The sequence below is a fragment of the Spongiactinospora sp. TRM90649 genome (genome assembly GCF_029382225.1).
Classification (GTDB): domain Bacteria; phylum Actinomycetota; class Actinomycetes; order Streptosporangiales; family Streptosporangiaceae; genus Spongiactinospora.
Genome location: NZ_JARLTC010000005.1, coordinates 83699 through 107079 on the forward strand (window position 1 = coordinate 83699; position 23381 = coordinate 107079).

Annotated in this window: 21 protein-coding genes; 8 read left to right on the plus strand and 13 right to left on the minus strand. The window is 71.1% G+C overall.

What is annotated here, in order from left to right; translation table 11 throughout:
• Window positions 1-25 precede the first annotated feature (25 nt).
• From egtA to egtD, 4 genes are all read left to right on the plus strand, one after another.
• A complete protein-coding gene (egtA, locus tag P3X83_RS05845; RefSeq protein WP_277303822.1) occupies window positions 26-1231 on the plus strand; it encodes an ergothioneine biosynthesis glutamate--cysteine ligase EgtA in 1206 nt (401 codons plus the stop codon).
• 28 nt (window positions 1232-1259) lie between these two features.
• Entirely contained in the window at window positions 1260-2585 is a 1326-nt protein-coding gene (gene egtB, locus P3X83_RS05850; RefSeq protein WP_277303823.1) for an ergothioneine biosynthesis protein EgtB, read from the plus strand.
• Window positions 2585-3292, plus strand: coding sequence for an ergothioneine biosynthesis protein EgtC (gene egtC / locus P3X83_RS05855; RefSeq protein WP_277303824.1), 708 nt, complete (start codon window positions 2585-2587; stop codon window positions 3290-3292). Before egtB ends, egtC begins: the two co-directional genes overlap by 1 nt.
• 69 nt (window positions 3293-3361) lie before the next feature.
• Window positions 3362-4312, plus strand: coding sequence for an L-histidine N(alpha)-methyltransferase (gene egtD / locus P3X83_RS05860; protein WP_277304111.1), 951 nt, complete (start codon window positions 3362-3364; stop codon window positions 4310-4312).
• Here the strand turns inward: egtD and P3X83_RS05865 are convergent.
• On the minus strand, window positions 4264-4926 hold the full coding sequence (locus P3X83_RS05865; RefSeq protein ID WP_277303825.1) for a PDZ domain-containing protein: 663 nt from the start codon (window positions 4924-4926) through the stop codon (window positions 4264-4266). The two genes, egtD and P3X83_RS05865, sit on opposite strands and share 49 nt — an antisense overlap.
• 95 nt (window positions 4927-5021) lie before the next feature.
• Here P3X83_RS05865 and P3X83_RS05870 point away from each other — a divergent pair, with 95 nt between their 5' ends.
• Entirely contained in the window at window positions 5022-6062 is a 1041-nt protein-coding gene (locus P3X83_RS05870; protein ID WP_277303826.1) for a LacI family DNA-binding transcriptional regulator, read from the plus strand.
• A gap of 59 nt (window positions 6063-6121) precedes the next feature.
• On the opposite strand, the gene P3X83_RS05875 is transcribed toward P3X83_RS05870, so the two are convergent.
• Window positions 6122-7396, minus strand: a complete 1275-nt coding sequence (locus tag P3X83_RS05875; protein ID WP_277303827.1) for a 2-oxo acid dehydrogenase subunit E2 — start codon at window positions 7394-7396, stop codon at window positions 6122-6124.
• Window position 7397: 1 nt separating this feature from the next.
• Window positions 7398-9578 (minus strand): alpha-ketoacid dehydrogenase subunit alpha/beta, encoded by a 2181-nt coding sequence (locus P3X83_RS05880; RefSeq protein WP_277303828.1) that lies wholly within the window; start codon window positions 9576-9578, stop codon window positions 7398-7400.
• 138 nt (window positions 9579-9716) lie between these two features.
• Here P3X83_RS05880 and P3X83_RS05885 point away from each other — a divergent pair, with 138 nt between their 5' ends.
• Window positions 9717-10220 (plus strand): VOC family protein, encoded by a 504-nt coding sequence (locus P3X83_RS05885; protein ID WP_277303829.1) that lies wholly within the window; start codon window positions 9717-9719, stop codon window positions 10218-10220.
• Window positions 10217-10918: a GntR family transcriptional regulator gene (locus P3X83_RS05890; RefSeq protein WP_277303830.1), complete on the plus strand. Its 702-nt coding sequence runs from the start codon at window positions 10217-10219 to the stop codon at window positions 10916-10918. The genes P3X83_RS05885 and P3X83_RS05890 overlap by 4 nt, the downstream gene beginning before the upstream one ends.
• A 55-nt stretch (window positions 10919-10973) precedes the next feature.
• Here the strand turns inward: P3X83_RS05890 and P3X83_RS05895 are convergent, their stop codons facing one another.
• From P3X83_RS05895 to P3X83_RS05930, 8 genes are all read right to left on the minus strand, one after another.
• Complete coding sequence (locus tag P3X83_RS05895; protein ID WP_277303831.1) at window positions 10974-12434, minus strand: NAD-dependent succinate-semialdehyde dehydrogenase; 1461 nt, start codon at window positions 12432-12434, stop codon at window positions 10974-10976.
• 28 nt (window positions 12435-12462) lie between these two features.
• Window positions 12463-13704 carry a Xaa-Pro peptidase family protein gene (locus tag P3X83_RS05900; protein ID WP_277303832.1) on the minus strand — a complete coding sequence of 414 codons (1242 nt, stop codon included), beginning with the start codon at window positions 13702-13704 and terminating at the stop codon, window positions 12463-12465.
• Window positions 13701-14663 (minus strand): NAD(P)-dependent oxidoreductase, encoded by a 963-nt coding sequence (locus P3X83_RS05905; RefSeq protein ID WP_277303833.1) that lies wholly within the window; start codon window positions 14661-14663, stop codon window positions 13701-13703. Before P3X83_RS05905 ends, P3X83_RS05900 begins: the two co-directional genes overlap by 4 nt.
• A gap of 69 nt (window positions 14664-14732) precedes the next feature.
• Complete coding sequence (locus P3X83_RS05910) at window positions 14733-16526, minus strand: adenine deaminase C-terminal domain-containing protein (RefSeq protein WP_277303834.1); 1794 nt, start codon at window positions 16524-16526, stop codon at window positions 14733-14735.
• A gap of 61 nt (window positions 16527-16587) precedes the next feature.
• Window positions 16588-19140 carry an ATP-binding cassette domain-containing protein gene (locus tag P3X83_RS05915; RefSeq protein WP_277303835.1) on the minus strand — a complete coding sequence of 851 codons (2553 nt, stop codon included), beginning with the start codon at window positions 19138-19140 and terminating at the stop codon, window positions 16588-16590.
• 1 nt (window position 19141) lies between these two features.
• Window positions 19142-20341, minus strand: a complete 1200-nt coding sequence (locus P3X83_RS05920; RefSeq protein WP_277303836.1) for a substrate-binding domain-containing protein — start codon at window positions 20339-20341, stop codon at window positions 19142-19144.
• Window positions 20338-21315 (minus strand): ABC transporter permease, encoded by a 978-nt coding sequence (locus tag P3X83_RS05925; protein ID WP_277303837.1) that lies wholly within the window; start codon window positions 21313-21315, stop codon window positions 20338-20340. The genes P3X83_RS05920 and P3X83_RS05925 overlap by 4 nt, the downstream gene beginning before the upstream one ends.
• A gap of 171 nt (window positions 21316-21486) precedes the next feature.
• Window positions 21487-21951 (minus strand): RidA family protein, encoded by a 465-nt coding sequence (locus P3X83_RS05930; RefSeq protein ID WP_277303838.1) that lies wholly within the window; start codon window positions 21949-21951, stop codon window positions 21487-21489.
• Between the two features lie 69 nt (window positions 21952-22020).
• Here P3X83_RS05930 and P3X83_RS05935 point away from each other — a divergent pair, with 69 nt between their 5' ends.
• Window positions 22021-22143 carry a hypothetical protein gene (locus P3X83_RS05935; protein ID WP_277303839.1) on the plus strand — a complete coding sequence of 41 codons (123 nt, stop codon included), beginning with the start codon at window positions 22021-22023 and terminating at the stop codon, window positions 22141-22143.
• 206 nt (window positions 22144-22349) lie between these two features.
• On the opposite strand, the gene P3X83_RS05940 is transcribed toward P3X83_RS05935, so the two are convergent.
• Together P3X83_RS05940 and P3X83_RS05945 are read right to left on the minus strand one after the other, a co-directional pair.
• Window positions 22350-22718, minus strand: a complete 369-nt coding sequence (locus P3X83_RS05940) for a DUF427 domain-containing protein (RefSeq protein WP_277303840.1) — start codon at window positions 22716-22718, stop codon at window positions 22350-22352.
• A 93-nt stretch (window positions 22719-22811) separates the two neighbouring features.
• Window positions 22812-23114, minus strand: coding sequence for a hypothetical protein (locus P3X83_RS05945; RefSeq protein ID WP_277303841.1), 303 nt, complete (start codon window positions 23112-23114; stop codon window positions 22812-22814).
• Between the last annotated feature and the right edge of the window lie 267 nt (window positions 23115-23381).

Here is a 23381-nt window from a genome sequence, read left to right on the forward strand (position 1 = left end):
TGACCACCGGGCGAAGGGGGAAGGCATGACGGCTCCCGCTATCGACGACATACCCCTCCACGACACCTCCGACGTCGAGGAATTCGCACACCGCTGCTTCGACGGCGGCACTGAGGACGGCCGGATCGGCGTCGAGTTGGAGTTCCTGGTCTTCGACCGGGAGCACACCGGCTCGCACGTGCCGATCGCACGCGTGGCCGACGCGCTGGCGCTGCCGCACGGCGGCGCCGTCCTGCCCGGCGGCAGCCGGGTGACCTTCGAGCCCGGCGGGCAGCTTGAGCTGTCCGGCCCCCCGGGCACACTCCACGAGGCGATCGGCCGGATCGGCGCCGACGTCGCGGTCGCCAGGGCCGCCCTGGGCGAGGCCGGGCTGGTGCTCGGCGAGGTCGGGCTCGACCCGGTGCGCCAGGCCAGGCGTCAGCTCCACCAGCCGCGCTACGACGCGATGGCGGAGTTCTTCGGCGTGCCCTACGGCGCGCTGATGATGTGCAGCACCGCGTCCGTGCAGGTCAACCTGGATCTCGGGAGGCGTCCCGAGATCCGCTGGGACCGCGCGCACCGGCTGGGCCCGGTGCTGACGGCGGCGTTCGCCAACTCGCCGCTCAGCGGCGGGCGGCCCTGCGGGTGGATGTCCGGCCGCCAGGCGGTGTGGGAGCACCTGGACAACACCCGCACCGCGCCCGTCTCAGAGGGCGCCGACCCGGTCCGGGCATGGACCGACTACCTGCTCGGCGCCAGGGTCATGCTCCGCAGGGGCAGCCCGCAGGCCGTCGCCGACGGCTCGACCTTCGCCGACTGGCTGGCCTCCCCCGGCGCGCCGCCGACGGTCGCCGACCTGGCCTGCCACGCCACCACCGTGTTCCCGCCGGTCCGGCCAAGGGGCTGGCTGGAGATCCGCTACCTCGACGCCCAGCACGCCGCCGACTGGCCGGTCTGCGTGGCGGTGACACACGCGCTGATCGCCGACGACCGGGCCGCCGACATCGCCCTCGACGCGGCGGAGCCGTGCCGCGCCCAATGGCGCCGGGCGGCCCGCGACGGGCTGGGCGACCCGGAGATCCGGGCCGCCGCCGAGGCGTGTTTCACCGCGGCCCTGGAGGCGCTGCCCAGGCTGGGCGCCTCCGCGGAGCTGACCGCGCGGGTGGCGGGATTCGCCGACCGCCACGTCACCCCCGGCCGCTCCCCGGCCACCGACCTGCTCGACGGAGCACGGGCCGCCGTCCCCGCATGACCGGCCCGCGAAAGGAAAGAGGAGGACGATGAACAACGACTTCGACGCGGATCGTCTGAAGGAGCGGATCGCGACGCAGCTCGTCGCGGTGCGCGACCGTTCGCTGGCCTACACCGAGGCCGACGACGACGTGCTGGTGCGCCAGCACTCCGCGCTGATGTCGCCACTGGTGTGGGACCTCGCGCACGTGGGCAACTACGAGGAACTGTGGGTGCTGCGCGAGGCGGGCGGCATCACGCCGCTGCGCCCCGAGATCGACGACCTCTACGACGCGTTCAAACACCCCCGCAGAGACCGGCCGTCCCTGCCGATCCTCGGCCCCGGCGAGGCCAGGCAGTACATCTCGGGCGTCCGCGGCCGCACCCTCGACGTGCTCGACTCGCTCGACTTCACCGCCCCCGACCCGCTGCACCACGCCGGTTTCGTCTTCGGCCTGGTCATCCAGCACGAGCACCAGCACGACGAGACGATGCTGGCCACCCTGCAACTGTCCGGACGGCCCGGCCTGGTCCGCGAGGGCGTCCTGCCCGCCACGCCGCGACGCGACGCCCCCGCCGAGGTCCTGGTCCCCGCCGGCCGGTTCACCATGGGCACCAGCACCCTCCCCTGGGCCTACGACAACGAACGCCCCGGCCATCCGGTCGACGTGCCCGCCTTCTTCATCGACCGGCTGCCGGTGGGCAACGCCGCCTACACCGCGTTCATCGACGACGGCGGCTACGACGACGAGCGCTGGTGGCATCCGGCGGGCTGGCGGTGGCGGCGCGAGCACGACATCACCGCGCCGCTGTTCTGGACCCGCGACGGCGGCGCCTGGTGGCGCAACCGCTTTGGCCGCAACGAGCCGGTTCCCGGCGACGAACCGGTACAGCACGTGAGCTGGTACGAAGCCGACGCCTACGCCCGCTGGGCGGGCGGGCGGCTGCCCACCGAGGCCGAGTGGGAGAAGGCGTGCGGCTGGGATCCCGTGGCCGGGCGGGCCAGGCGTTACCCCTGGGGCGACGACGACCCGACCCCCGGCCTGGCCAACCTCGGCCACCGCGCCGCCAGGCCCGCGCCGCTCGGCGCCTACCCGGCGGGCGCCAGCGCCTACGGCGTGGAACAGATGATCGGCGAGGTGTGGGAGTGGACGAGCTCGTCCTTCACCGGCTACCCGGGCTTCCGCAGCTTCCCCTACCGCGAGTACAGCGAGGTCTTCTTCGGCGACGACTACCGCGTGCTGCGCGGCGGCTCCTGGGCCGCCGACCCGGCGGCGGTCCGCACCACCTTCCGCAACTGGGACTACCCGATCAGGCGGCAGATCTTCACCGGCTTCCGCTGCGCCCGCTCCGCCGCGCCGGAAGAGGCCGGCTGATGTGCCGCCACGCGGCCTGGCTGGGCCCTCCGCGCAGCCTTACGACGCTGCTCGGCGAGCCCGAGTACGGCCTGATCAGGCAGTCGTACGCGCCCCGGATGCAGCGGCACGGCATGATCAACGCCGACGGTTTCGGGGTGGGCTGGTACGACCCGGTCTCCGGGGGGCCGGTGCGCTACCGCCGTACGATCCCGATCTGGACCGACGCCAACCTGCCCGGCCTGGCCGGGGCGGCCCGGTCCGGTTGCCTGCTGGCCGCCGTCCGGTCGGCCACCGTCGGCATGCCCGTCGAGGAGAGCGCCACCGCGCCGTTCGCCGACGGCCGGTGGCTGCTCAGCCACAACGGGCGGGTGCGCGGCGAGGCCGTCCGCTCGCTCGTCGACTCGGCGGAGAGCACCTGCGACGCCGCGTGGGTGGCCGCCGCCGTCTTCGCGCGCCTGCGTGACGGCGTGCCGCTCGGCGACGCGCTCACCGAGGTCGTCACGCACGCCGGAACCAAGGACCCCGAGGCCCGCCTCAACCTGCTCGCCACCGACGGCTCCGCCGTCGCCGCCACCACCTGGGGAGACACGCTCTTCCTCGACACCGGCGACGACGGCGTGCTGATCGCCAGCGAGCCGCTGGACGACCGGCCCGCCTGGCAGGCCGTGCCCGACCGCCACCTCGTCCTCGCGACGGGCGGCGGCGTCCGCGTCCAGCCCTTCTGACCCACCGACCCAGGAGGCTCCGTGCCCGAACCCACGACTTCGACGACCGGCGGCGGCTCCCACGTCCGCCTGACCGACCACCTCGACGCGGGCTACCTGCGCCAGGCCCTGGAACACGACGTCCGCGCCGGGCTGGGCGCCCGCCCCAAGTGGCTGCCGCCCAAATGGTTCTACGACGCCGTGGGCAGCGACCTGTTCTCGCAGATCACCCGCCTGCCCGAGTACTACCCGACCCGCCGTGAACTGGCCATCCTGCGCGAGCACGCGGCCGACATCGCCGCGCGCAGCGGCGCCGACACGCTCGTCGAACTGGGCTCCGGCACCAGCGAGAAGACCGTCCTGCTGCTCGACGCGCTGGCCGCCCGCGGCCTCCGGGCCTACCTGCCGGTCGACGTCGACGCCGTGACCCTGCGCGAGGCCGCCGACCGGCTGGCCGCCCGCTACCCCGGCGTCGAGGTCCACGCCGTGTGCGCCGACTTCGAACGCCACCTCGGCCTCCTGCCCCGCACCGGCAGGCGCATGGTCGCCTTCCTCGGCGGCACCATCGGCAACCTGGAACCCGCCGCCCGCGAGGTCTTCCTCAAGAGCCTGCGCGCCACGCTCGAACCCGGCGAGTCCCTGCTCCTCGGCGCCGACCTGGTCAAGGACACCGACCGGCTGATCGCCGCCTACGACGACCCGGCCGGCATCACGGCCGCCTTCAACCGCAACGTGCTGCACGTGCTCAACCGCGAACTGAACGCCGACTTCGACCCCGACGCCTTCGACCACGTCGCGATCTACGACGAGGGCGACGACTGGATCGAGATGCGGCTCCGCGCCACCCGCCCGATGCGGGCCCGCGTCACCGCCCTCGACCTCGACGTCGAATTCGACCAGGACGAGGAACTCCGCACCGAGATCAGCGCCAAGTTCCGCCCAGGCCCGCTGATGGCGGAACTGGAGGCGGCCGGCTTCACCCCGGCCCACCTCTACACCGACCCGACGGGCGACTTCGCCCTGATCCTCGCCACCGCCTGACCCCCGACGGGCACCACCCCTCGGTGGTGCCCGTCCCTTCGGCGCTGATCACAGCGCGTCGACCAGGGTGACCTCGACGCTTCGCACACTGCCGTCGGGCCTGCGGTAGCCGCCGGGACGGCGGCCCCCGCGCGCAGCACTCCGATGCGGGCGGCGCTCTGCTCCCTGGCGTTGGTGATGGTCTTGCCATTGAACGAGACGATGACGTCACCGGGCCGGATCCCGGCCTTGTCGGCGGGGCTGCCCGGCACCACATCGGACACCAGCGCGCCGGCGAGAGCCGTCGGATGGCGGGTGAGCCGGTCGGCGGCCGCGCGGGCCGTCAGGTCATCGCAGATGGGGCGCAACGCCTCGGAACGTGCCCGGTACGGCGCCGCCCCGGGCGGGGAATCCGCCGCCGAGGCGAGGAGTGGCTCCAGCATCGCCCGTTCCCGCCGGTAGCGGGCGCCGAGCCGGTGGGCGAAGGCGGCGTCGGCGCCGAGCAGCGCGGGCAGCACCTCGCCCATCAGGCGTCCGGGATCGCCGTGCAGGCGCAACCGCAGGTGCGGGTCGGGATCGGCGTACCGGACGAAGAGCCAGCGGTCGACCGAGCCTTCGGACACCGCCTCGCGCACCAGCGGATCACCACCCCCGGCGGCGTCGCGAAGCCGGCCGGCGGGACGACCCGAAGAGGCAAGATCGTTTGCTTAGGAGTGCTATCGTTTGCAGCATGGCTGGGGCGAAGTTGGCGGACGTGGCGTTGGAAGCCGGCGTGCACGTCGGCACTGTGTCGCGGGCACTCAATCCCGCCACCCGGTCACGCGTCAACGCCGAGACGGCGGCCCGCATCATCGAGGTGGCGCAGCGGCTGGGCTACGAGGTGAACATCACCGGCCGCGCGTTACGCACCCAGCGCACCCAGACCGTTGGCGCGCTGATTCCCGACCTCACCAACCCCCTCTTCCCGCGCATCGTCCGGGGGGTCGAGGACAGCCTGGAGAAGGCCGGATACACGGCGCTGATCACGAACACCGACAACGACGCGCAGCGCGAGCGCAGGATGATCGCGGCGCTGACCAGCCGGCAGGTCGACGGGTTCCTGATCGCGAGCGCCCGGCTGGACGACCAGGCGCTGAAGGAGATCACGGAGGAGGGCGTCCCCGTGGTGGTGATCAACCGGACCAGCGCCGACGCCCGGGCCTCGGCCGTGATCGCCGACGATTCGCAGGGCATCGCCGACGTGATGGCACACCTGGTGGCCCTGGGGCACGAGCGCATCGCGCATCTGGCCGGCCCCGGTGACACCAGCACCGGACAGGCCCGCCTGAAGGCGTTCGAAGCGGCACTGGACCGGTACGGGCTGCAGCACCGCTCCGAGCTGGTGGTGCGGGCGGAGGCCTACACCATCGCGGCCGGCACCCGGTGCCTACGGGAGCTGCTCAAGCGCGGCAACCCGTTCACGGCCGTGGTGGCCGGGAACGACCTGCTGGCGCTCGGCGCGCTCGACGCGCTGAAGGAGAACCGGATTCCCTGCCCCGAGCGGGTCTCGGTGGTCGGCTTCAACGACATCGACTTCGCCGAGCGTCTGTCGCCTGCCCTCACCACGGTCCGGGTGCCGAAGTACGAGCTGGGGGCGCGGGGCGCCGAGCTGCTCCTCGACATGATCTATTCCGGGCGGGAGATCTCGACGGTGACCCTGCCCGTCACCTTGATGATCCGCGACTCCACTGCTCCCCCGCCGCTTCCGGGCACCGGTCTGTTCGGTCTGTGACCGCCGCCGGAAGCCGGGAGCCCGGGGATGCCGGGCTCCCGGACAGGGTCGTCCGGGCGTCAGGCCAGGATGCGGAGCGGGTTCTCGATCAGGGCGAGAAACGCCTTCATCCACTCGGCCGCGACCGCTCCGTCCACGGGCCGGTGGTCGACCGACAGCGTCACCCTCATCACCGTCCCGACCTCGATCGAGTCCATCCCCACCACCGGCTCCCGGCGGGCGGCGCCGACCGCGAGGATGGCCGACTGCGGCGGGTTGATGATCGCGGCGAACTCTTCCGTCCCGTACATCCCGAGGTTGGACACCGTGATCGTGCCCCCCTCCAGCTCGGCCTGCCCGAGCCTGCCGTTCTTCGCCCGCTCCGCGAAGTCCCTCAGGGTCGAGGAGATGGACGACACGCTCAACTGTTCGGCCGACCTCACCACAGGTGTGGCGAGCCCTCGTTCGGTGGCGACCGCGACCGAGACGTCCACCGAGGAGAAGGACCGCACCGCGTCCTCGGTCCAGATCACGTTCATCGCCGGGACCAGCGTGTGCGCACGGGCCACGGCCTTGACCACCAGGTCGTTGACCGAGACGCGGATCGGGCCGTCGTCGTTGAGCCCGCGGCGCAGCTCCAGCAGGGCGTCGGCCCGGGCCGTGCCGCGCAGGTAGAAGTGCGGGACGGACCGTTTGCTCTCCGCCGTGCGCGTGGCGATGGCACGGCGCATGCGCGTGTGCGGGACCTCGGTGAACGCCCGCTCCTGAGCTGGAGCCGGTGACGCGGCGGGCGCGCTCACCGCGGGGCGGGGAGGTTCCGGTGTGTCGAGGGGCCGACGGGCCGCGACGGCCGCCTCGACGTCCCTTCGGACGATCCGGCCGTGCGGGCCCGTGCCGGTGATCTCCTCGATGGGGATGCCCGCCTCGGCGGCCAGCCGGCGGGCGAGCGGGCTGGTGAAGATCCGCTGCCCGGTGCCTTTCAGGACGGTGCCTTCCGGGACGGCGCCGGCCGGTGACTGGGAGACGGCCGCCGCGTCCGGGGCGGCGGCGTCCGGTGGCCCGGGAGCCGTCACACCGAGCCGGATCAGCAGGGCGCCGAGGTCCGCCACCTGTTCCCCGGGCGTGCCGATGAGCGCGATGGGCGCGCCCACGTCGACACGGGCGCCTTCGGGCACCAGCGCCTTGAGGATGACGCCGTCGCTGTCGGCCTCCACGTCCACCACGGCCTTCTCGGTCTCGATGGTGGCGATCACGTCCTGGGCGGCGTAGGAGGTGTTCTCCGCGACGGGCCAGCTCGCAAGGACGGCCTCGGCCGCGCTCGCGGCCACCTCCGGCATGTGCAGCAGTCTCGCCATGTCAGTACCCCGCGATCTCGGTGAGTTTGGCGGCCACTTCCTCGCTTCCGGCGATGGCCGCGCGCTCCAGGACCTTGGAGATGCTCGGGGACGCCTCGCCGCCCGTCACCCGCTCCACCGGATGGTCCAGCCAGTCGAAGAAGCGGCGGTTGATCTCGTCCGCCAGCCAGCCGCCGTACGAGGTGCCCACGGGGCCCTGTTCGGCGATGAGCGCCATGTTCGTCTTCTTGATGCTCGCGCCGATGGTGTCCCAGTCGATGCTCGCCCGGTCCAGCCAGCGCAGGTCGATGACCTCGGCGTCGACGTCGCCGAGGGAGTCGATCGCGTTGAGCACGTGGTTGGTCATGGCCAGATAGGAGATGACGGTGAGCTTCGATCCGCCGCGCCGTACGGCGGCCTTGCCGACCGGGATGCAGTAGTCCAGGTCGTCGACCGGTCCCTCCCCGACCGAGGTGTAGAGGTCCACGTGTTCGAGCACGACCACGGGGTCCTTGCAGCGAAGGGCGCTGTTCATCAGACCGACGTAGTCGAACGGCGTGGAGGGCGCGACGATCCGCCAGCCGGGGGCGGTCGCGAAGACGCCCGCGGGGTCCATGGAGTGCTGGGAACCGTAGCCGGTGCCCATCGCGACCTTGCTGCGCAGCACGAACGGCACGTCGCCGTCGCCGCCGAACATGTGCCTGGCCTTGCCGATCTGGTTGAAGAGCTGGTCGGCGGCGACCCACATGAAGTCGGCGTACATGAACTCGACCACGGGCAGGAAACGGCCGTCGAGCGCGATGCCGCCGCCGAGCCCGGTGAAGGCGTTCTCGCTGATCGGTGTCGCGAGGATACGTCCGGGGAACCGCTCCGGCAGTCCCCGGGTGGCGCCGTTGGTGCCGCCGTTGAGGCGGTGTACGTCCTCCCCCATCACGACGACGCTCTCGTCGGTCTCCATCCGGCGGGCCATCACCCCGGCGACCGCGTCGATGAACCTCTGCTCGGCCAGCGCGCCGGAGAAGGAGTCTCGGTCCGCGATCGGCGCGTCGGCGAACTCGCTGAGGTCGCCCCGCACCCCGACGTCGGCGAAGGCGGGGTCGGGCCACTCCTGCGGCCTGATCCGTCGTTGCCCGGGCTTGCCGCCGGGCAACGGTTCGAGGAGCTCCTCCCCCAGGCTCGACATGAGTTTCGCGGCGCGGACGGTCGCCGCCTCGATCTGCTCCTCGGTGAGGATGCCGCGGCGGGTGAGGTGGGACGCGACCCGCCTGATCGGATCCCGGTCGCGCCAGGCCTTCTCCTCCTCCTTGGAGCGGTAGCCGAAGGCGCTCCCGGGGAACGGGCCGTTCTGGTGGAAGTAGCGGTAGACGTCGGCTTCGATCAGTGCGGGCCCTCCGCCGGATCGCAGGTGGGTCAGCGCACGCAGCATGGTGAGGTGGACGGCCAGCGGGTCCATGCCGTCGACCTTCCAGCTCGGGATCCCGAAGCCCGGCCCCCGGCCGGACAGCCTCGGCTCGCCGGTCACCTCCGCCACGTGCGTCGAGACCGCGTACAGGTTGTTCTCCACGAAGAAGCACAGCGGCAGGCGCCAGGCGGCCGCCAGGTTGAAGGTCTCAAGCGTGGAGCCGATGTTGATCGCACCGTCGCCGAAGTACGTCACGGCCACCGCGTCGGTCCCGGCCTGCCGGTGCGCCCACGCGGATCCGGCGGCGAGCGGTACGCCGCCGCCGACGATGGCGTTCGTGCCGATCGCTCCGGCCTCCTTCCACTGCAGGTGCATGGAGCCGCCCCGGCCGTGGCTGAAGCCCCGGTCGAGGCCGCATATCTCGGCCAGGCCGCGGAGCAGTACGGCGCGCACCTCGGCGGGGAGGTCGAGGGTGGGGTCGATCCCCTTGGGCGCGACGTGTGCGAGCACCTTGGCCAGGAACTGGTGATGCCCGCGGTGTGAGCCGTTGACGGTGTCCGCCGAGGTGAGGGCGAGGACCGAGCCGACGGCTCCGCCCTCCTGCCCGATGCTGGAGTGCGCCGGCCCGTGGATCAGCCCGTCGCGCGCGAGCTCCAGGACGTATTCCTCGAAGGCCCGGATGAGGACGAGGTGGCTGAGCATGTTCGTGAGCAGCGCCGGGTCGGCGGCGTCCCAGTCGGCGTCGGTGGCCACCACCTCCACCCACGGAGCCGCAGGTTCGAGCCGGTTATCCTGGGTCATGTCATCTCCGTGCAATCGTTTGCCGAGCTCCAGTGTTGCACATCATGGATCCAATCTGTAGATATGAGATGGACAATCCAGGCGAACTAACCGGCAATCTGCTCGTTTTGGATCCATTCCGCTTTGAGGAGCACAAGGATGAAGGCTGGACTCCCCGGGCTGACCCGCGTGGACCACATCGGCTTCACGGTCCCCGATCTCGAACAGGCCCGTCGCTTCCTCGTCGACGTGCTCGGCTGCGAGTACATGTACTCGCTGGGCCCGTACCAGGACGAAGGCGACTGGATGTCCGAGCACCTCAACGTCCACCCGCGCGCCGTCATGGAGCGGCTGCACTTCTTCCGCTGCGGCGAGCAGGCCATCTTCGAGGTCTTCCAGTACACCGCCCCCGACCAGGACCGCGCGGTGCCGAGGAACAGCAGCGTCGGCGGGCACCACGTCGCGCTGTACGTCGAGGACCTGGACACCGCGATCACCTACCTGCGGGAGCAGGGGGTGACGGTCCTGAGCGGCCCGACCACCAGCCGCGGCCCCAGCGAGGGACAGCGCTGGATCTACTTCCTCGCCCCGTGGGGCATGCAGTTCGAGCTGGTGTCCTACCCCGGGGGCAAGGCCTTCGACCGGCGGACAGCGGCCGGATGACCGCCTCGTTCATGAACGACCCGGTACGCCCGGCCGCCGACGCCGCCCGCGGCGACGCGGTGAGCCGGCGCGTCGCCGACCACCTGCGCGAGGCGATCCTCCGCGGTGAGATCGCCCCCGGCGAGCGCATCCGGCAGGAGGACGTCGCCGCGCGCCTGGGCGCCAGCAGGCTGCCGGTACGGGAGGCGCTGCGGATCCTGGAGGCCGAAGGGCTCATCGAGCAGCGGGCCCACAAGGGCGCCAGAGTCCTCCGTCTGGACGCGCACGAGGTGCAGGTGATCTACGAGATGCGCCGGCGGCTCGAACCGCTGGCGCTGGCCGAGAGCCTCCCGCATCTCACGGATGACGACCTTCTCCGGCTCGGCCGGATCCAGGACCGCATCGAGGCGAACCCCGGCATCGCCGAGTTCCTCGCCCTCGACCGCGAGTTCCACCTGCTGACGTACACCGGATGCCGGGTCGAGTGGCTCTCCACGATGGTGGTCCGGCTGTGGAACGCCACCCAGCACTACCGCAGGGAGTTCATGCGCCTGAGCGGATCCGGGCGGCGATGGGTGGTCAACGCCGAGCACCGCCTGCTCCTCGACGCGATCGAACGGCGCGACGCCGTCGACGCGGAACTGCACCTCGGCGGGCACATCCGGCGGACCCGCGTCGAGCTCGCCCGCCACCCCGAGGTGTTCGGCCCGACGCCGTGAAACGGCCTGCCCGCCGGACGGCGGGCAGGCCGGCTTCACCACTCCGGGCGGCAGGTCACCACTGGACCGCGACGTACTGTTCCTCCATGTAGTCCAGCAGGCCCTCGTGGCCGCCCTCGCGGCCGAGGCCGCTCTGCTTCACTCCCCCGAACGGCGCCGCCGGATCACTGACCAGGCCGCGGTTGATCGCGACCATGCCCGACTCGATCCGCTCGCTCACGCGCAGCCCCCGGGCCAGGTCACCGGTGTAGACGTAGGCGGCCAGCCCGTACTCCGTCGAGTTGGCGAGCCGGATCGCCTCCTCCTCCCCGTCGAACGTGACGATGGGGGCCACCGGGCCGAAGATCTCCTCGGTCAGGATGGCCGCGCCCGGACGGACGTCCGCCAGCACGGTCGGCTCGTAGTAGAAGCCCGCGCCGGCGGGCCGTCCGCCCCCGGTGAGCACCGTGGCGCCCTCGGCGACGGCGCCGCGCACCAGGTCGTCGACCTTGTCGACCGCGTCCCGGTTGACCAGCGGCCCGACCTCGGTGTCCTCGGCTGCGGGCGGGCCGACCCTCAGCTCCGCCATCCGCTTCGCCAGCCGTCTGCCGAACTCGCCGGCGATCGGTGACTCGACGTAGAACCGGTTGGCGGCGGTGCACGCCTCCCCCGCGTTGCGCATCTTGGCCACCATCGCGCCGTCGATCGCCGCGTCGAGGTCGGCGTCGGCGAACACCAGGAACGGCGCGTTCCCGCCCAGCTCCATCGACGTGTTGACCACCTGGTCCGCGGCCTCGCGCAGCAGCGCGCGACCGACCTCGGTGGAGCCGGTGAAGGACAGCTTCCGCACCCGGGGGTCGTGCAGCATCGCCGACACCACCGGGCCGGAGCGGCGGCTCGGCAGGACGCCGACCACCCCCTCGGGCACGCCCGCCGCCTCCAGGATCTGGGCGATCGCCAGCGCGGTGAGCGGCGTGTCGCTGGCCGGTTTGAGGATCATGGTGCAGCCCGCCGCCAGCGCCGGGCCGATCTTCCTGGTGGCCATCGCGGCGGGGAAGTTCCACGGGGTCACCAGCACACAGATGCCGACCGGCCGATGCTGCACCAGGATCCGGTTCGTCCCACCAGGAGCGGTGGTCACCATGCCGGTCCCCCGTACGGCCTCCTCGGAGTACCAGCGGAAGAACTCCGCGGCGTAGGCCACTTCGGCCAGCGCGTCTCCCCGGGACTTGCCGTTCTCCAGGGAGATGAGCCGGGCGAGTTCGGACGCACGCTCGACCGTCAGCTCGAAAGCCGTGCGCAGGATCTCCGCCCGGCTCCGGGGCGACGTCGCCGCCCAGGACGCCGCGGCGCGTTCCGCGGCGTCCACGGCGGCGATCGCGTCGCTGATGCCGCCGTCCGCGACCGAGGCGATCACCTCGCCGGTCGCGGGATCAATCACCGGGAAGCGCGCGCCGTCGGCGGCCGGTACGGCCTTGCCACCGAGATAGAGGTCGGTAAGCAGGTGGAGCCCGGCTGTCAGGGTGTCGTCTGCCATGGCATCTGCCTTTCGGTGCTCAACGGGCTCAGTAGGGGTTGGCGATGACGAGTTCACGGGCGGGGAAGAGCGTGAGAATTCGGGCGCCGTCCTCGGTGACGACGACCTCCTCCTCGATCCGTGCGGCGGAGAAGCCATCACTGGCGGGGCAGTAGGTCTCCAGCGCGAAGACCATCCCGGGCCGCAGTTCGACCGGTTCCCGCATGCTGTTGAGCCGCGAGATGATCGGCCGTTCGTGCAGGCCGAGCCCGAGGCCGTGGCCGAACTGGAGGCCGAAGGCGGCCATCTCGTTCTCGAAACCGAACTCGGTGGCCGCCGGCCACACGGACGCCACGTCCGCCGTGCTCACGCCCGGCTTGACGGCGTCGATGGAGGCGTCCATCCACTCCCGTGCCCGGGTGTAGGCGTCGCGCTGGGACGGCGTCGCGCTGCCCACGCCGAACGTCCGGTAGTAGCACGTCCGGTAACCGTTGTAGGAGTGGATGATGTCGAAGAACGCCTGGTCGCCCGGCCTGATCAGGCGATCGGAGAAGTTGTGCGGGTGCGGGTTGCAGCGCTCGCCGCTGACCGCGTTGATCGCCTCGACCTGGTCGGAGCCCATCTCGTACAGGCGCTTGCTGGCGAGCGCGACGATCTCGTTCTCCCTGATCCCCGGCTTGAGCGCCTCCAGGATGTCCTGGTAGACGCCGTCGACCATCGCCGCGGCCTGGGTGAGCAGCATGATCTCGTCGCTCGACTTGATCTGCCTGGCGTCGAGCATGGACTGCTGGGCGTCCACCACTGTCAGCCCCTGGCGCTGCATCTCGAAGAGGAACGGCGGCTCGACGATGTCCACGCCCACGGGGGCGTCCGCCACCCCCGCGTCCTCCAGCAGGCCCTTGATCTGGCGTACCGCGTCCCGCATGAGGCCCGCCGTGGGAGCGATGGCGCCCCTCAGGCCGAGCATCCCGGCGTGACAGTTGGCCGGGTCGAGCCACGGGCTGAACAGCCGGTGGTGGCGGGCCGCCGACCCGAAGTCCCACAGCATCGGCTCGCCGCCCCGGGTGAGCAGAGCGTAACGGGTCATCTTGTCGCCGAGGGCCCCGCCGATCCAGGTCTGGGTGGTGTAGCGGATGTTGTAGAAGTCGAACAGCAGGAAGGCCCCGCATTCGCTCGCCTCCAGCGAGGCGAGCGCACGCTGCAGCCGATGACGCCGCAGCCGGTCGAAGTCGACGCGCTGCTCGTAGTCGACTCCCATGTGCCCCGGCGCGGGCAGCGGTGCCCCGGTCATGACCGGGCCGCCTCATCGGCGGCTCCGAGCCCGTCGTCCACGAACACGCCTTCCGGCCGGAGCGTGATCCCGGAGGCGGCGGCCTGCAGGTCGAGCAGGATCGCGAAGTCCTCGTCCACCCGGCCGCTGCCGATGCTGGCCTGCACGAGCTGCGCGGTGGCGGCCGTGACGGGCATGGGGACATCGAGGCGGCGCGCCGCGGCGAGCCCGAGGTCGAAGTCCTTGCGGAGCAGGATCGGGGTGAAGGTCGGCGTGTAGTCGAGGTTGACGAAGGCGGGCGACTTGTAGCGGGTGAAGACCGAACCCATGACGCTGTCGTTCAGGAAGGACAGGAAGGCGTGGCGGGAGACCCCGCCCTTCTCGGCCAGCACGGTGATCTCGGCCAGCGACTGGGTCACCACTCCGAGCAGCAGGTTGTGCGCGATCTTCACCAGCCGCGCGATGTCGCCTTCTCCGACGTAGGTGACCGACGCGCCGATGTACCCGAGCAGGTGCTCGACCCTGGCGTACGTCGCTTCCGGCCCGGACGCCACGATGCTGAGGGCGCCGGCCCGGACGACCTTGCCGTTGCCGCTGACGGGCGCGGCGAGGAAGTCGACGCCACGATCCGCGCACTCCTTCCGCAGCGCCTCGGAGGCGTCGGTGGCGACGGTCGAGCAGTCGACGACGATGGCGGGCCGCCGTTCGCCGGCGAGCAGGCCGTCCTGGCCCAGGAGCACCCGCTCCAGGTCGTCGGAGGTGGAGACCATGGTGAACACCACGTCTCGGTCACGCAGACCGGCGATGGTCTCGCTCACGGTGGCGCCGTGCTCCTTGAGCGGAGCGGCCTTGGCGCTCGTACGGTTCCACACGGCCAGGTCCACGCCCGCCTTCGCCAGGCGCTCGGCCATCGCGGCGCCCATCCGGCCGGTGCCGATCCAGCCGACACTGAGAGCGGCCTCGGGAGTCGTCTTGGTCATCGTTGTTCCATTCTGTGCAATCGTTTGCCGAGCTATGCTAAAAGAGTTCTGCTCAATCGGTGCGGGTGGTCACCCGGTGATCGGGACCCTTTCCCGGTGGCCACCGCGTGAGACCCGCACCAGCCCGTACTCGGTCATCTTGAGTCCGGGAATGCTCACGGCCAGGCAGGCGAATCCCGCACTGGGCACCAGACCGGGCAGCGGCGAGCCGAGCTCGCCCCTGATGGCCTGTGCGACACGCTGGGAACTCGCGAGCGTCTCGGCGAGGGGCGCGTGCGAGACGATGCCGAAGGTCGGCAACGCCACCTCGGCCCGCACCACGCCGTCACGGACCACCACGATCCCGCCCTCCAGCTCGGCGCAGCGGTTGGCCGCGAGCGCCATGTCCGCGTCGTCCACCCCCACCACCATGAGGTTCATCACCCCGGCGTTGATGGTCGCCGCGATCGCGCCCCGCCGTACGCCGAGCCCGCTGATCAGCGCCGTGGCGAGACGGCCGGTCGCCTCGTGCCGGTCCGCGACGGCGATCTTGGCGATGTCCAGCCCGTCGTCCGCGACCGGCCCGCCGTCGCGGACCGGCAGATCGAGCGACCGCTCGTCCGTGCGCAGCGAGCCGGGGGTGATCCCGATCACCCTGAGGGTCCGGGTTCCGTCCGCCACGGGCAGCCGGAAGTCGTCCCGCGTGAGGGCGCGGCCCAGCCGCACCATGTGGTTCCACTCGGCCGGGTAGTCCTCCAGCCTGCTGGGCAGCAGGTACTCGCCGTTCTCCGCGCAGAGCCGGCCGCGGCTGAACGTGCGCACGACCCGGAACGAGGCGAGGTCCTCGACCAGCGCGAGCGAGGCCAGCCGGCCGGGCAGCACCGCGCCGTAGTGCCGCTCCAGCCCCAGGGACCGGGCCGCGTTCAGCGTCACCATGCGGACGGCGTCCACCGGGGCGACCCCGTTGCGAACCAGCACGCGCAGCTTGTGGTCCTGGTGCCCGAGTTCGGCGAGACTGTGCAGTTCCTGCTCGTCGCTGCACGCGCTGAACATCGAGGGATCGGCGCCGAACTCGGTGATGGCGGGCAGGACGTTGAGCAGGTCCTGGGCCGAGGATCCCTCGCGCAGCTGCACGGTCACGCCGAGCCGGACGCGCTCCAGCGCCTCCTCCACCGTGGTGACCTCATGGTCGGAGGCCACGCCCTGCGCCACAGCGGCCTGTACGGCCGGGCCGGACAACCCCTCCATATGCCCGGCGATCACCCTGCCGCGCTTGAGCGCCTCGGCCCACACCCCGGCAAGACCGGGTACCGGCAGCCGGCTCACGTCGTCGTTCCACTCACGCAGCTCGACGCACTGCTCGTGCTCGACCAGCGCCCGCAGGTCGTCGATGGAGAACCGGTTCAGGCAGCCGAACTCGCCCAGCCCCAGGGCCGCGGCGTGGAAGGGCGAGAGCAGGGCGTCCAGGCCGGTGCCCGCTCCCCTCTCAAGCTGTGTCTCCACCGCGCGGCGGCCCGCGATGTAGCCGGACTCGGAGAAGCAACTGCTCAGCGCGACGGTGCCCATGGGCACGAGCAACTCGGCCAGCCGTTCGACGGTCACCTGCGAGAAGCCCACGTGGAAGTGCGGGTCGATGAACCCGGGCAGCACGAACAGGCCCGTGGCGTCGACTTCCGCCGTACCGTCGCCGACGCAGTGCGCGACGTCGCCGACCGCCGCGATCCGGGCGCCCGCCACCGCCACATCGCCCCGGTAGATGCGGCCCGACAGGACGTCGACGATGCGGCCACCGGTGATGACCAGGTCGGCGGGCTCGCGGCCCGCGGCCACGTCGGCGGCGTGCCGCCGCCCGGCGGGCGAGGTCTCTGTCGAAGAGGGATCCATCGTGTTCACCTGTTCCTCGTGGTTCGATCGTCAGATGTGATGCCGGTTGCTTCCCTCGCGCTCATGTGCCCGCGGCCTTCCCGGCCAGGCGCCCGCCCCTGAACCCGCAGAACACCGCCGCGGCGACCAGCGTCAGGATGCCGAGCAGCCATTGCCGCCAGGCGTCGTTCAGGTCCAGGAACGCGCTCACGTTGATCGTCACCTCGATCAGCACCGCGCCCAGGGCGGCGCTGAGGAAGGAACCCCGGCCGCCGTAGATGCTGGCACCGGCCAGGATGACCGCGGTGATGCTGCTGAAGGTGTACGTCAGCCCCGCGGTCGCGTCGCCGATGCCGTTCTGTCCCATCAGCACGACCGCGCCCAGGGCGGCGAGCACCGAGCAGGCGCCGTACCCGAGGATGTGCGTCAGCGTGACCTTCGCGGCCAGCCGGTGCGCCGCGGGCTCGTCGGAGCCCACCGCGCGCAACTGCATTCCCCAGCGGGTACGGCGCAGCACCCACTCGCCGGCCACCGCGACGACGACCGCGACGACGAACACCCACGGCACGAACCCGATGGTGGCGTGCAGGGCGGTGATGACGCCGTCATGGATGAACCCGCCGGGAAGGGGCCGCAGCAGCAGCGACACCCCCTGCAGGACGATGAAGGTGACCAGCGTGGCGACCACCGGCGACATGCCGGCCAGCCGGATCATGGATCCGTTCAGCGCCCCGATGCCCCCTGCCAGCACGATCATGGCGACGATCGCGGTGACTGTACCGGCGACACCGCCTGAAGTGGCCAGGAACGACGCGATGACCACCAGGAAGCCCGTCAGCGGGCCGATTGACAGGTCGATCCCGCCCAGCATGACGGCGATCATCTGTCCCAGGGAGACGAAGATGAGCGCGCTCATCGTGTACAGCAGGCCCTCGAAGTTCTGCGGGCTCAGCAGTTGATCGTTCCGCGTGGCGGCGATGCCGACGAGCAGCAACGCCGCGAACGCGAGCACGATGCCCGGGGCGTGGTCGCCGCTCATCAGTCCTCGCAGCCACGGCATGGACGGCGACCACCGCTTGGCGGGCGAGCCGGGCGTGGCGGGCGGACCGGTGGTCCCCTGCGCCGCCGCGCCGCTGGACGGCGAGCCGGTCAGGATCGCTCCGGTGATCGCCTCCTCCGTCACCCCGGCGGCCTCCAGGTCGGCGCACACCCGCCCTCTGGAGAAGATCATCACCCGGTCGCAGAGGCCCTGCAGCTCGTGCGTGTCGGAGGAGACGACGAGCACGGCGTTGCCCTCGTCGGCCAGCTCACGCAGGATCCGGTAGATCTCCAGGCGCGTCCCGACGTCCACGCCCTGGGTCGGCTCCTCCGCGATGAGCAGCCGCGGCCGGGCCAGCAGCGAGCGGGCCAGGACGACCTTCTGCTGGTTACCGCCGGAGAGCGTGCCCGCGGGGGTCTCCAGCGACGGGGCCTTCACCGCCAGCGCGCCGGTCTGCGCCGCCGTCGCCGACCGCTCCCGGCCCTGCCGTACGAAACCGGCCGTAGCCCGGTCGGCGAGGGTGAGCACGGCCGTGTTCTCCCGCACCGACAGGGTCTTGAAGAGCCCTTCACGCGGCCGGTCGCCGGGAACGTACACGATCCCGGCATCGAGGGCGCGCCTGGGCGTGGTGGGCCGGACGGGCACCCCGCGGACGGAGACCTCGCCGTCGAGGCGCTGCAACCCCGCGAGAGACCGGGCGAGGTCGTGGTGCCCGTTGCCCGGCATGCCGGCCAGGCCCACCACTTCGCCCGGACGTATGCGCAGGTCGACGTCGGTGAACCGGGGTCCCGAGACGGCGCGCAGATCCAGGACCGGCGCCGCGCCCGGATCCGTCCCCTGACCGGTCGCCTTGGCGGGAAAGGTGGAGTCGATCGGACGGCCCACGATGAGGCGCAGCACGTCCTCCTCCGTCACGTCGGCCATGCGGAAGGTCCCGCGCGTCTCCCCGTCGCGGAGCACGGTGATCCGGTCGGCGATGCGCCGCACCTCGGGGAGGCGGTGTGAGATGTAGACGATGGCTGTGCCCGTCGCGGCGAAGCGGCGCACCTGCTCGAACAGCCGCTCCACGTCCTCGGCGACGAGAGCCTCGGTCGGCTCGTCGAGGATGAGCACGCGCGGTTCCATCGCCAGCGCCTTGGCGATCTCGACGAGCTGGCGGTCGGTGACCGAGAGGCCGGAGATCCGCTCGTGCAGGCCAACGTCCGCGCCGACGAGGTCCAGCCGCTCCCGCGCCCACGCCGCGGCCCGGTTCATCGGCGGACGCCAGGCCGGCAGCATCGCGAACACCAGGTTCTCCATCACCGTCAGGTCGGGCAGCAGAGCGGGCTGCTGGTAGACGACGGCCAGGCCGAGCTCCTGCGCCGCCGACGGCGACGGAGACCGCATGACCTGGTGACAGATCTCCACGGTGCCGGTGTCGGCGAGCAGCGATCCCGCGGCGATCGACATCAGCGTCGACTTGCCCGCGCCGTTCTCGCCGACGATCGCGTGCACCTCACCGGGGAACACCTCAAGCTCGGCGGAGCGCAGGGCCACGACCCCGGGGTAGCGTTTGGTCACTCCGCTCAGGCGCAGCACCGGGCCGGCACCTGTCATGTCATCCTCCGTTGGTGAACAACTGGGCGAGCTTCTCCTTGGGGAGCTGCGCGGACAGCGTGGCGTCCGGCGGCAGGCCCGGCTCGCACTTCGGCGCCAGGTCGCCTCCCGCCGTCGAGTCCTCCGTGAAAGGGACCTCGATGACGGACGGCTCGTCGTTCGGCTTGCCGCTCGCCGCGGCCACGCCCTTGCGCAACGCGAGCCGGATGATCCACGTGTAGGAGGAGATGGTGCTCAGCTCGAAGTTCTCCTGCTTCGGCTTGTGCTCCTTGTACAGACAGGCCAGCTCGTTGATGTCGCCCGCGCTCCACGGCACGAGCGGACGGCCGGCGTTCACGAACGCCCGGATCGCCCCCGCGGAGACCAGCCCCGAGTCTGCGATGACGCCGTCGATCTTCGCGTGCTTCGACAGCAGCCCCGACATCACCTTCTGGGCCTGCGCCTGGTCCCAGTTCGTGTCGATGGGACCGTCACCGAGCAGCTTCATCCCCGGATGACGGGCCAGCACCTGCTTGATGCCCGCGGCCTCGCTCAGGCTCGCCGGGTTTCCCGGCGTGCCTCCAAGGAAGACGATGTCGCCCTTCCCGTCGAGCCGCTTGACCATCCATTCGGCCCACGCCCGGCCCATCGCCTCGCCGTCGAAGGTCGGCGCGTCCACGTAGTCCACACCGGGGGTGCCGCCCAGGGCGCCCACGGCCCACGGCACGACCGCGACCCCGCGCTGCATGGCCCGGCGCAGAGTGGGCAGCAGCGCGTCACCCGAGTCCGGCAGGATGACGATCACATCGACGCCCTTCGCCACCGCCGCGTTGATCTCAGAGATCATCTTGGAGGGGTCGCCCTGCGCGTTGTGGTAGGTGACCTTGGTGATGTTGGGACACTTGGCGGCCTCGTCCAGCAGTTCGGCGTGGGCGACCTTGCGCCAGGAGTTCTGCGCGCCGTCGATGTGCGCGACCGTGACGGGTTTGCCGCCGCACACCTCCGCCATGGTCTTCAGCTCGGCCACGGTGCCGCGCTCGCCCGCCCTGACCTTGCCGACAGCGCCGGTGCCGGCGCTGGAGCCGCCGGCGCCGTTCGTGCCGCAGGCGCTCAGGGCGAGCGCCACGACGGCCACCGCGCCGCACAACTTCGTGGCACGCGACTTCGTGGCATGCGGCTTCGTGGTGCGCGGCCGGACACTCCGCACGGGAGATCTGTTCATCTGACTGCCCTCCTGGGAGTCATGAGGCCCTGGACGGCCTGCTCACCTCGCCGTCCGCCCCGGCCGATACGGCCGGACCGGGCCGCGGCCGAGCGCCGACGGACTCGGTAAAGGATCACGCCGAGCGCGATGATCAGGCCCTGGATCAGGTACTGCACCGCCGTCCCGGCTCCCAGGGACAGGACGATCTGATTGAGCTGGGTGAGGAAGAGGGCACCCAGCACGGTGCCGAGGACCGTTCCACGTCCTCCGGCGAGCGCGGTGCCGCCGACCACCACCGCGGCGATGCCGGCGAGCAGGTAACCGTCGCCGATGTTCAGGGCCGGTGTCCGGATGAAACCGGCCAGCAGGACGCCCGCCGCGGCGTGGCAGAGCGCGGCGCAGACGTACGTGCCCATGCCGTACCGGATGAGCGAGACGGCGGCCGCCCGCGCCGCGGCCGGATTCGCGCCGACCGCCTGGAACCGCCGCCCGACCACGGTCCGGTGGACGACGACCGCCACGATCACCGCGACCGCCACCGCGATGAGCACGGTGTTGGGCACCCCGAGCGTCTTGGCCAGGGCGAACCGCTGCAGGCCGGCCGGCACCGCGCCCGGCGACCCGTTGGTGAAGTGCTGGACACCGCCCAGCAGCAGCGCGTTGCCTCCCAACGTCGCCACCAGCGGTGTGACCCCCACCACGGTGACCAGGTAGCCGTGCACGAGACCCACGGCGAGGGCCAGCAGGGCCACCAGCAGCAGCGCGGGCAGCAGCCGGGAGTCGGCTCCGTCCGGATACTTGGTCACGATCACCGCGGACATCGAGATGACGCCCGCGACCGAAAGATCCAGCCCGCCCTGCTGGACCACGAGCATCTGGCCGATGGCCGTGACGGCCAGCAGCGCCGCGAAGGGCGCCATCGACAGGAGCGAGTCCGTCGCCAGCACCCCGGGAACGAACAGCGCGCTGCCGGCGAAGAGCAAAACGGTCATCACCACGGCCGACGGAACCGCGACGCGCGCCGATCCGGCCGGCCCCCGACCGGCGGCACCGGTCCCATCGGCGGCCGGCGGGGCCGGCATGCCCGTGCTCTCGGAGGTCTGAGATGCGTTCATGTCCACCTCTCGATGCCCACGGTCACGCAACGTGCTCGACGCGGCGGATCAGGCGGGCGGCGCGGCGGCGACAACGTGGATCTCCAGGCGTAGCCGGGGATCCGTCGCCAGCCGCGTCACCTCCACGGTGGTGCTCGTGGGGATGTGCCCGCCGAACCACTCCGCCTGGATCCGGTTCACGGCGTCCTGGTCCTCGGCCACGTTGGTGAAGAACCGGATCAGGTTCACCACGTCACGTCGCTCCGCTCCCGCGGCGCGCAGGGCCTGGTCCAGGTGCTCGAACGCGGTGCGGGCCTGCGCGGCGCCGTCCGCGGGAATGGCGTCGAAGACCTCGGGCCGGTGCGGGTGATCGTGGTAGACCGGCGCCCCGGTGACCCCCGAGATGAAGACCAGCCGCGCCGACGACACGACGCGAATGGCCGGGACAAAGGGGCTGACGATGTCCGGGTCGTACCCCTCGTGGTGAATGATCTCCGACTGCCCGACGGACTGGATCTCGGGAATGTCGCTCACGGCTTCTCCTCGCATCGTGCTGTGTTACAGGATGTGACGCTAGCGGCGATGGCAATCGATTGTCAACGAATGACCTGCAGCCTTACCAACAGTCACCATCCGGACGACAGCCCTCTGCGGCACCGATCGGCCCACGTCACGCGGATGCCGCCCGTCATCGTCGTCCACTTCGCCACCGCCACCGACCTGTGAGACGACCGGCACGCCGCGCCGTACCGGTGGTCGGTCACGTCCAGGCACTGACCGCCGCAACCGTTTACACCGCGACGGACGGCGAAGCGAGAGACGGCTCCGCCGCCCATCTCGACTTGGCCGATCGGCCGGGGTCCGCCTGTCAGGCACCGAGGGCAGCGCCGGGACGACACCGCGCCCTCGGGCCGACAGCCTGCGCGTGGCGCCTACGTGGCCTGCCCATTCACCTCGATCGTGACACCCGGCTTCTCACCCCAGAAGGCGAGCAGGCCGGCGATCTCCTTCACCCTCGGGAACGGCTCCGTGTAGGACCAGACCACATCCTCGGCCACGGCGTCACCGCCCTGAACCGACCAATAGGTGGCGTCGCCCTTGAACGGGCAGTGCGACGTCGTCGCCGACGATCTGAGCAGGTCCATCTGCACGTCCGCCGACGGCAGGTAGTAGCGCGGCGGACAGCCCGTCTCGGTGAGCAGGACCGGCCGGGAGGACGTCGCGACGATCACGTCCCCGACTCGGACCACGACCTGGTCCGATACGGGCGTGACCTCGATGTCATGACCTTGTGTGTTCATAGAGCGATCCCATCAAACGTGCCCCCCGGACGCCAGCGCGACGCTTCTCACCACTCGGCGAGCGCGGCAGAGGTATCGGTGGACGGTGGCCTGCTAACACATGACGCCGCCATCATCAGGGTCCGCACCATGCGCCGCCGACACGGTGACCGCGTAATCACCGACCGAAGGATCACCATCTGTACCGATGATTGCCGAGACATGCAGATAGGCGGTTACATTGTTCAACCGCTTACGGAGGCAAGCGGCCTGTGTTCGCCTGACCCACTTCCATCCGTCTTCCCCGGCAACTCGATCGTAGAACGCAATAACGTCGGGCTCCGCCCCCTGGAAGGCGTATTGTTCTGTCGCAAAGACATACTCGTCGTCCCCGTCGCACCCGGCACGAGAGCTCACCGCCCTTACAGTCGGAGGATGCGAGCTTAGAACTCTCTGTGATTGCAGTACGGGCAGAATTGCCAAATCTTCAGATGCACACCTGGAAGCGGAGTAGAGAACCCCGGAGCAACCCAGGGCGGCGGCGCAGATCAAAGCCGCTCCCGCCGTGTACGTCACGATAGAGAAAGCCGCAGACCGCAATCGCATGCCGACAAGTCTAGCCTTGACCTCACCATACGGAAATGTATAAGGGTCCGGCCAGTGAAACTGAACCCAAATTCGCCT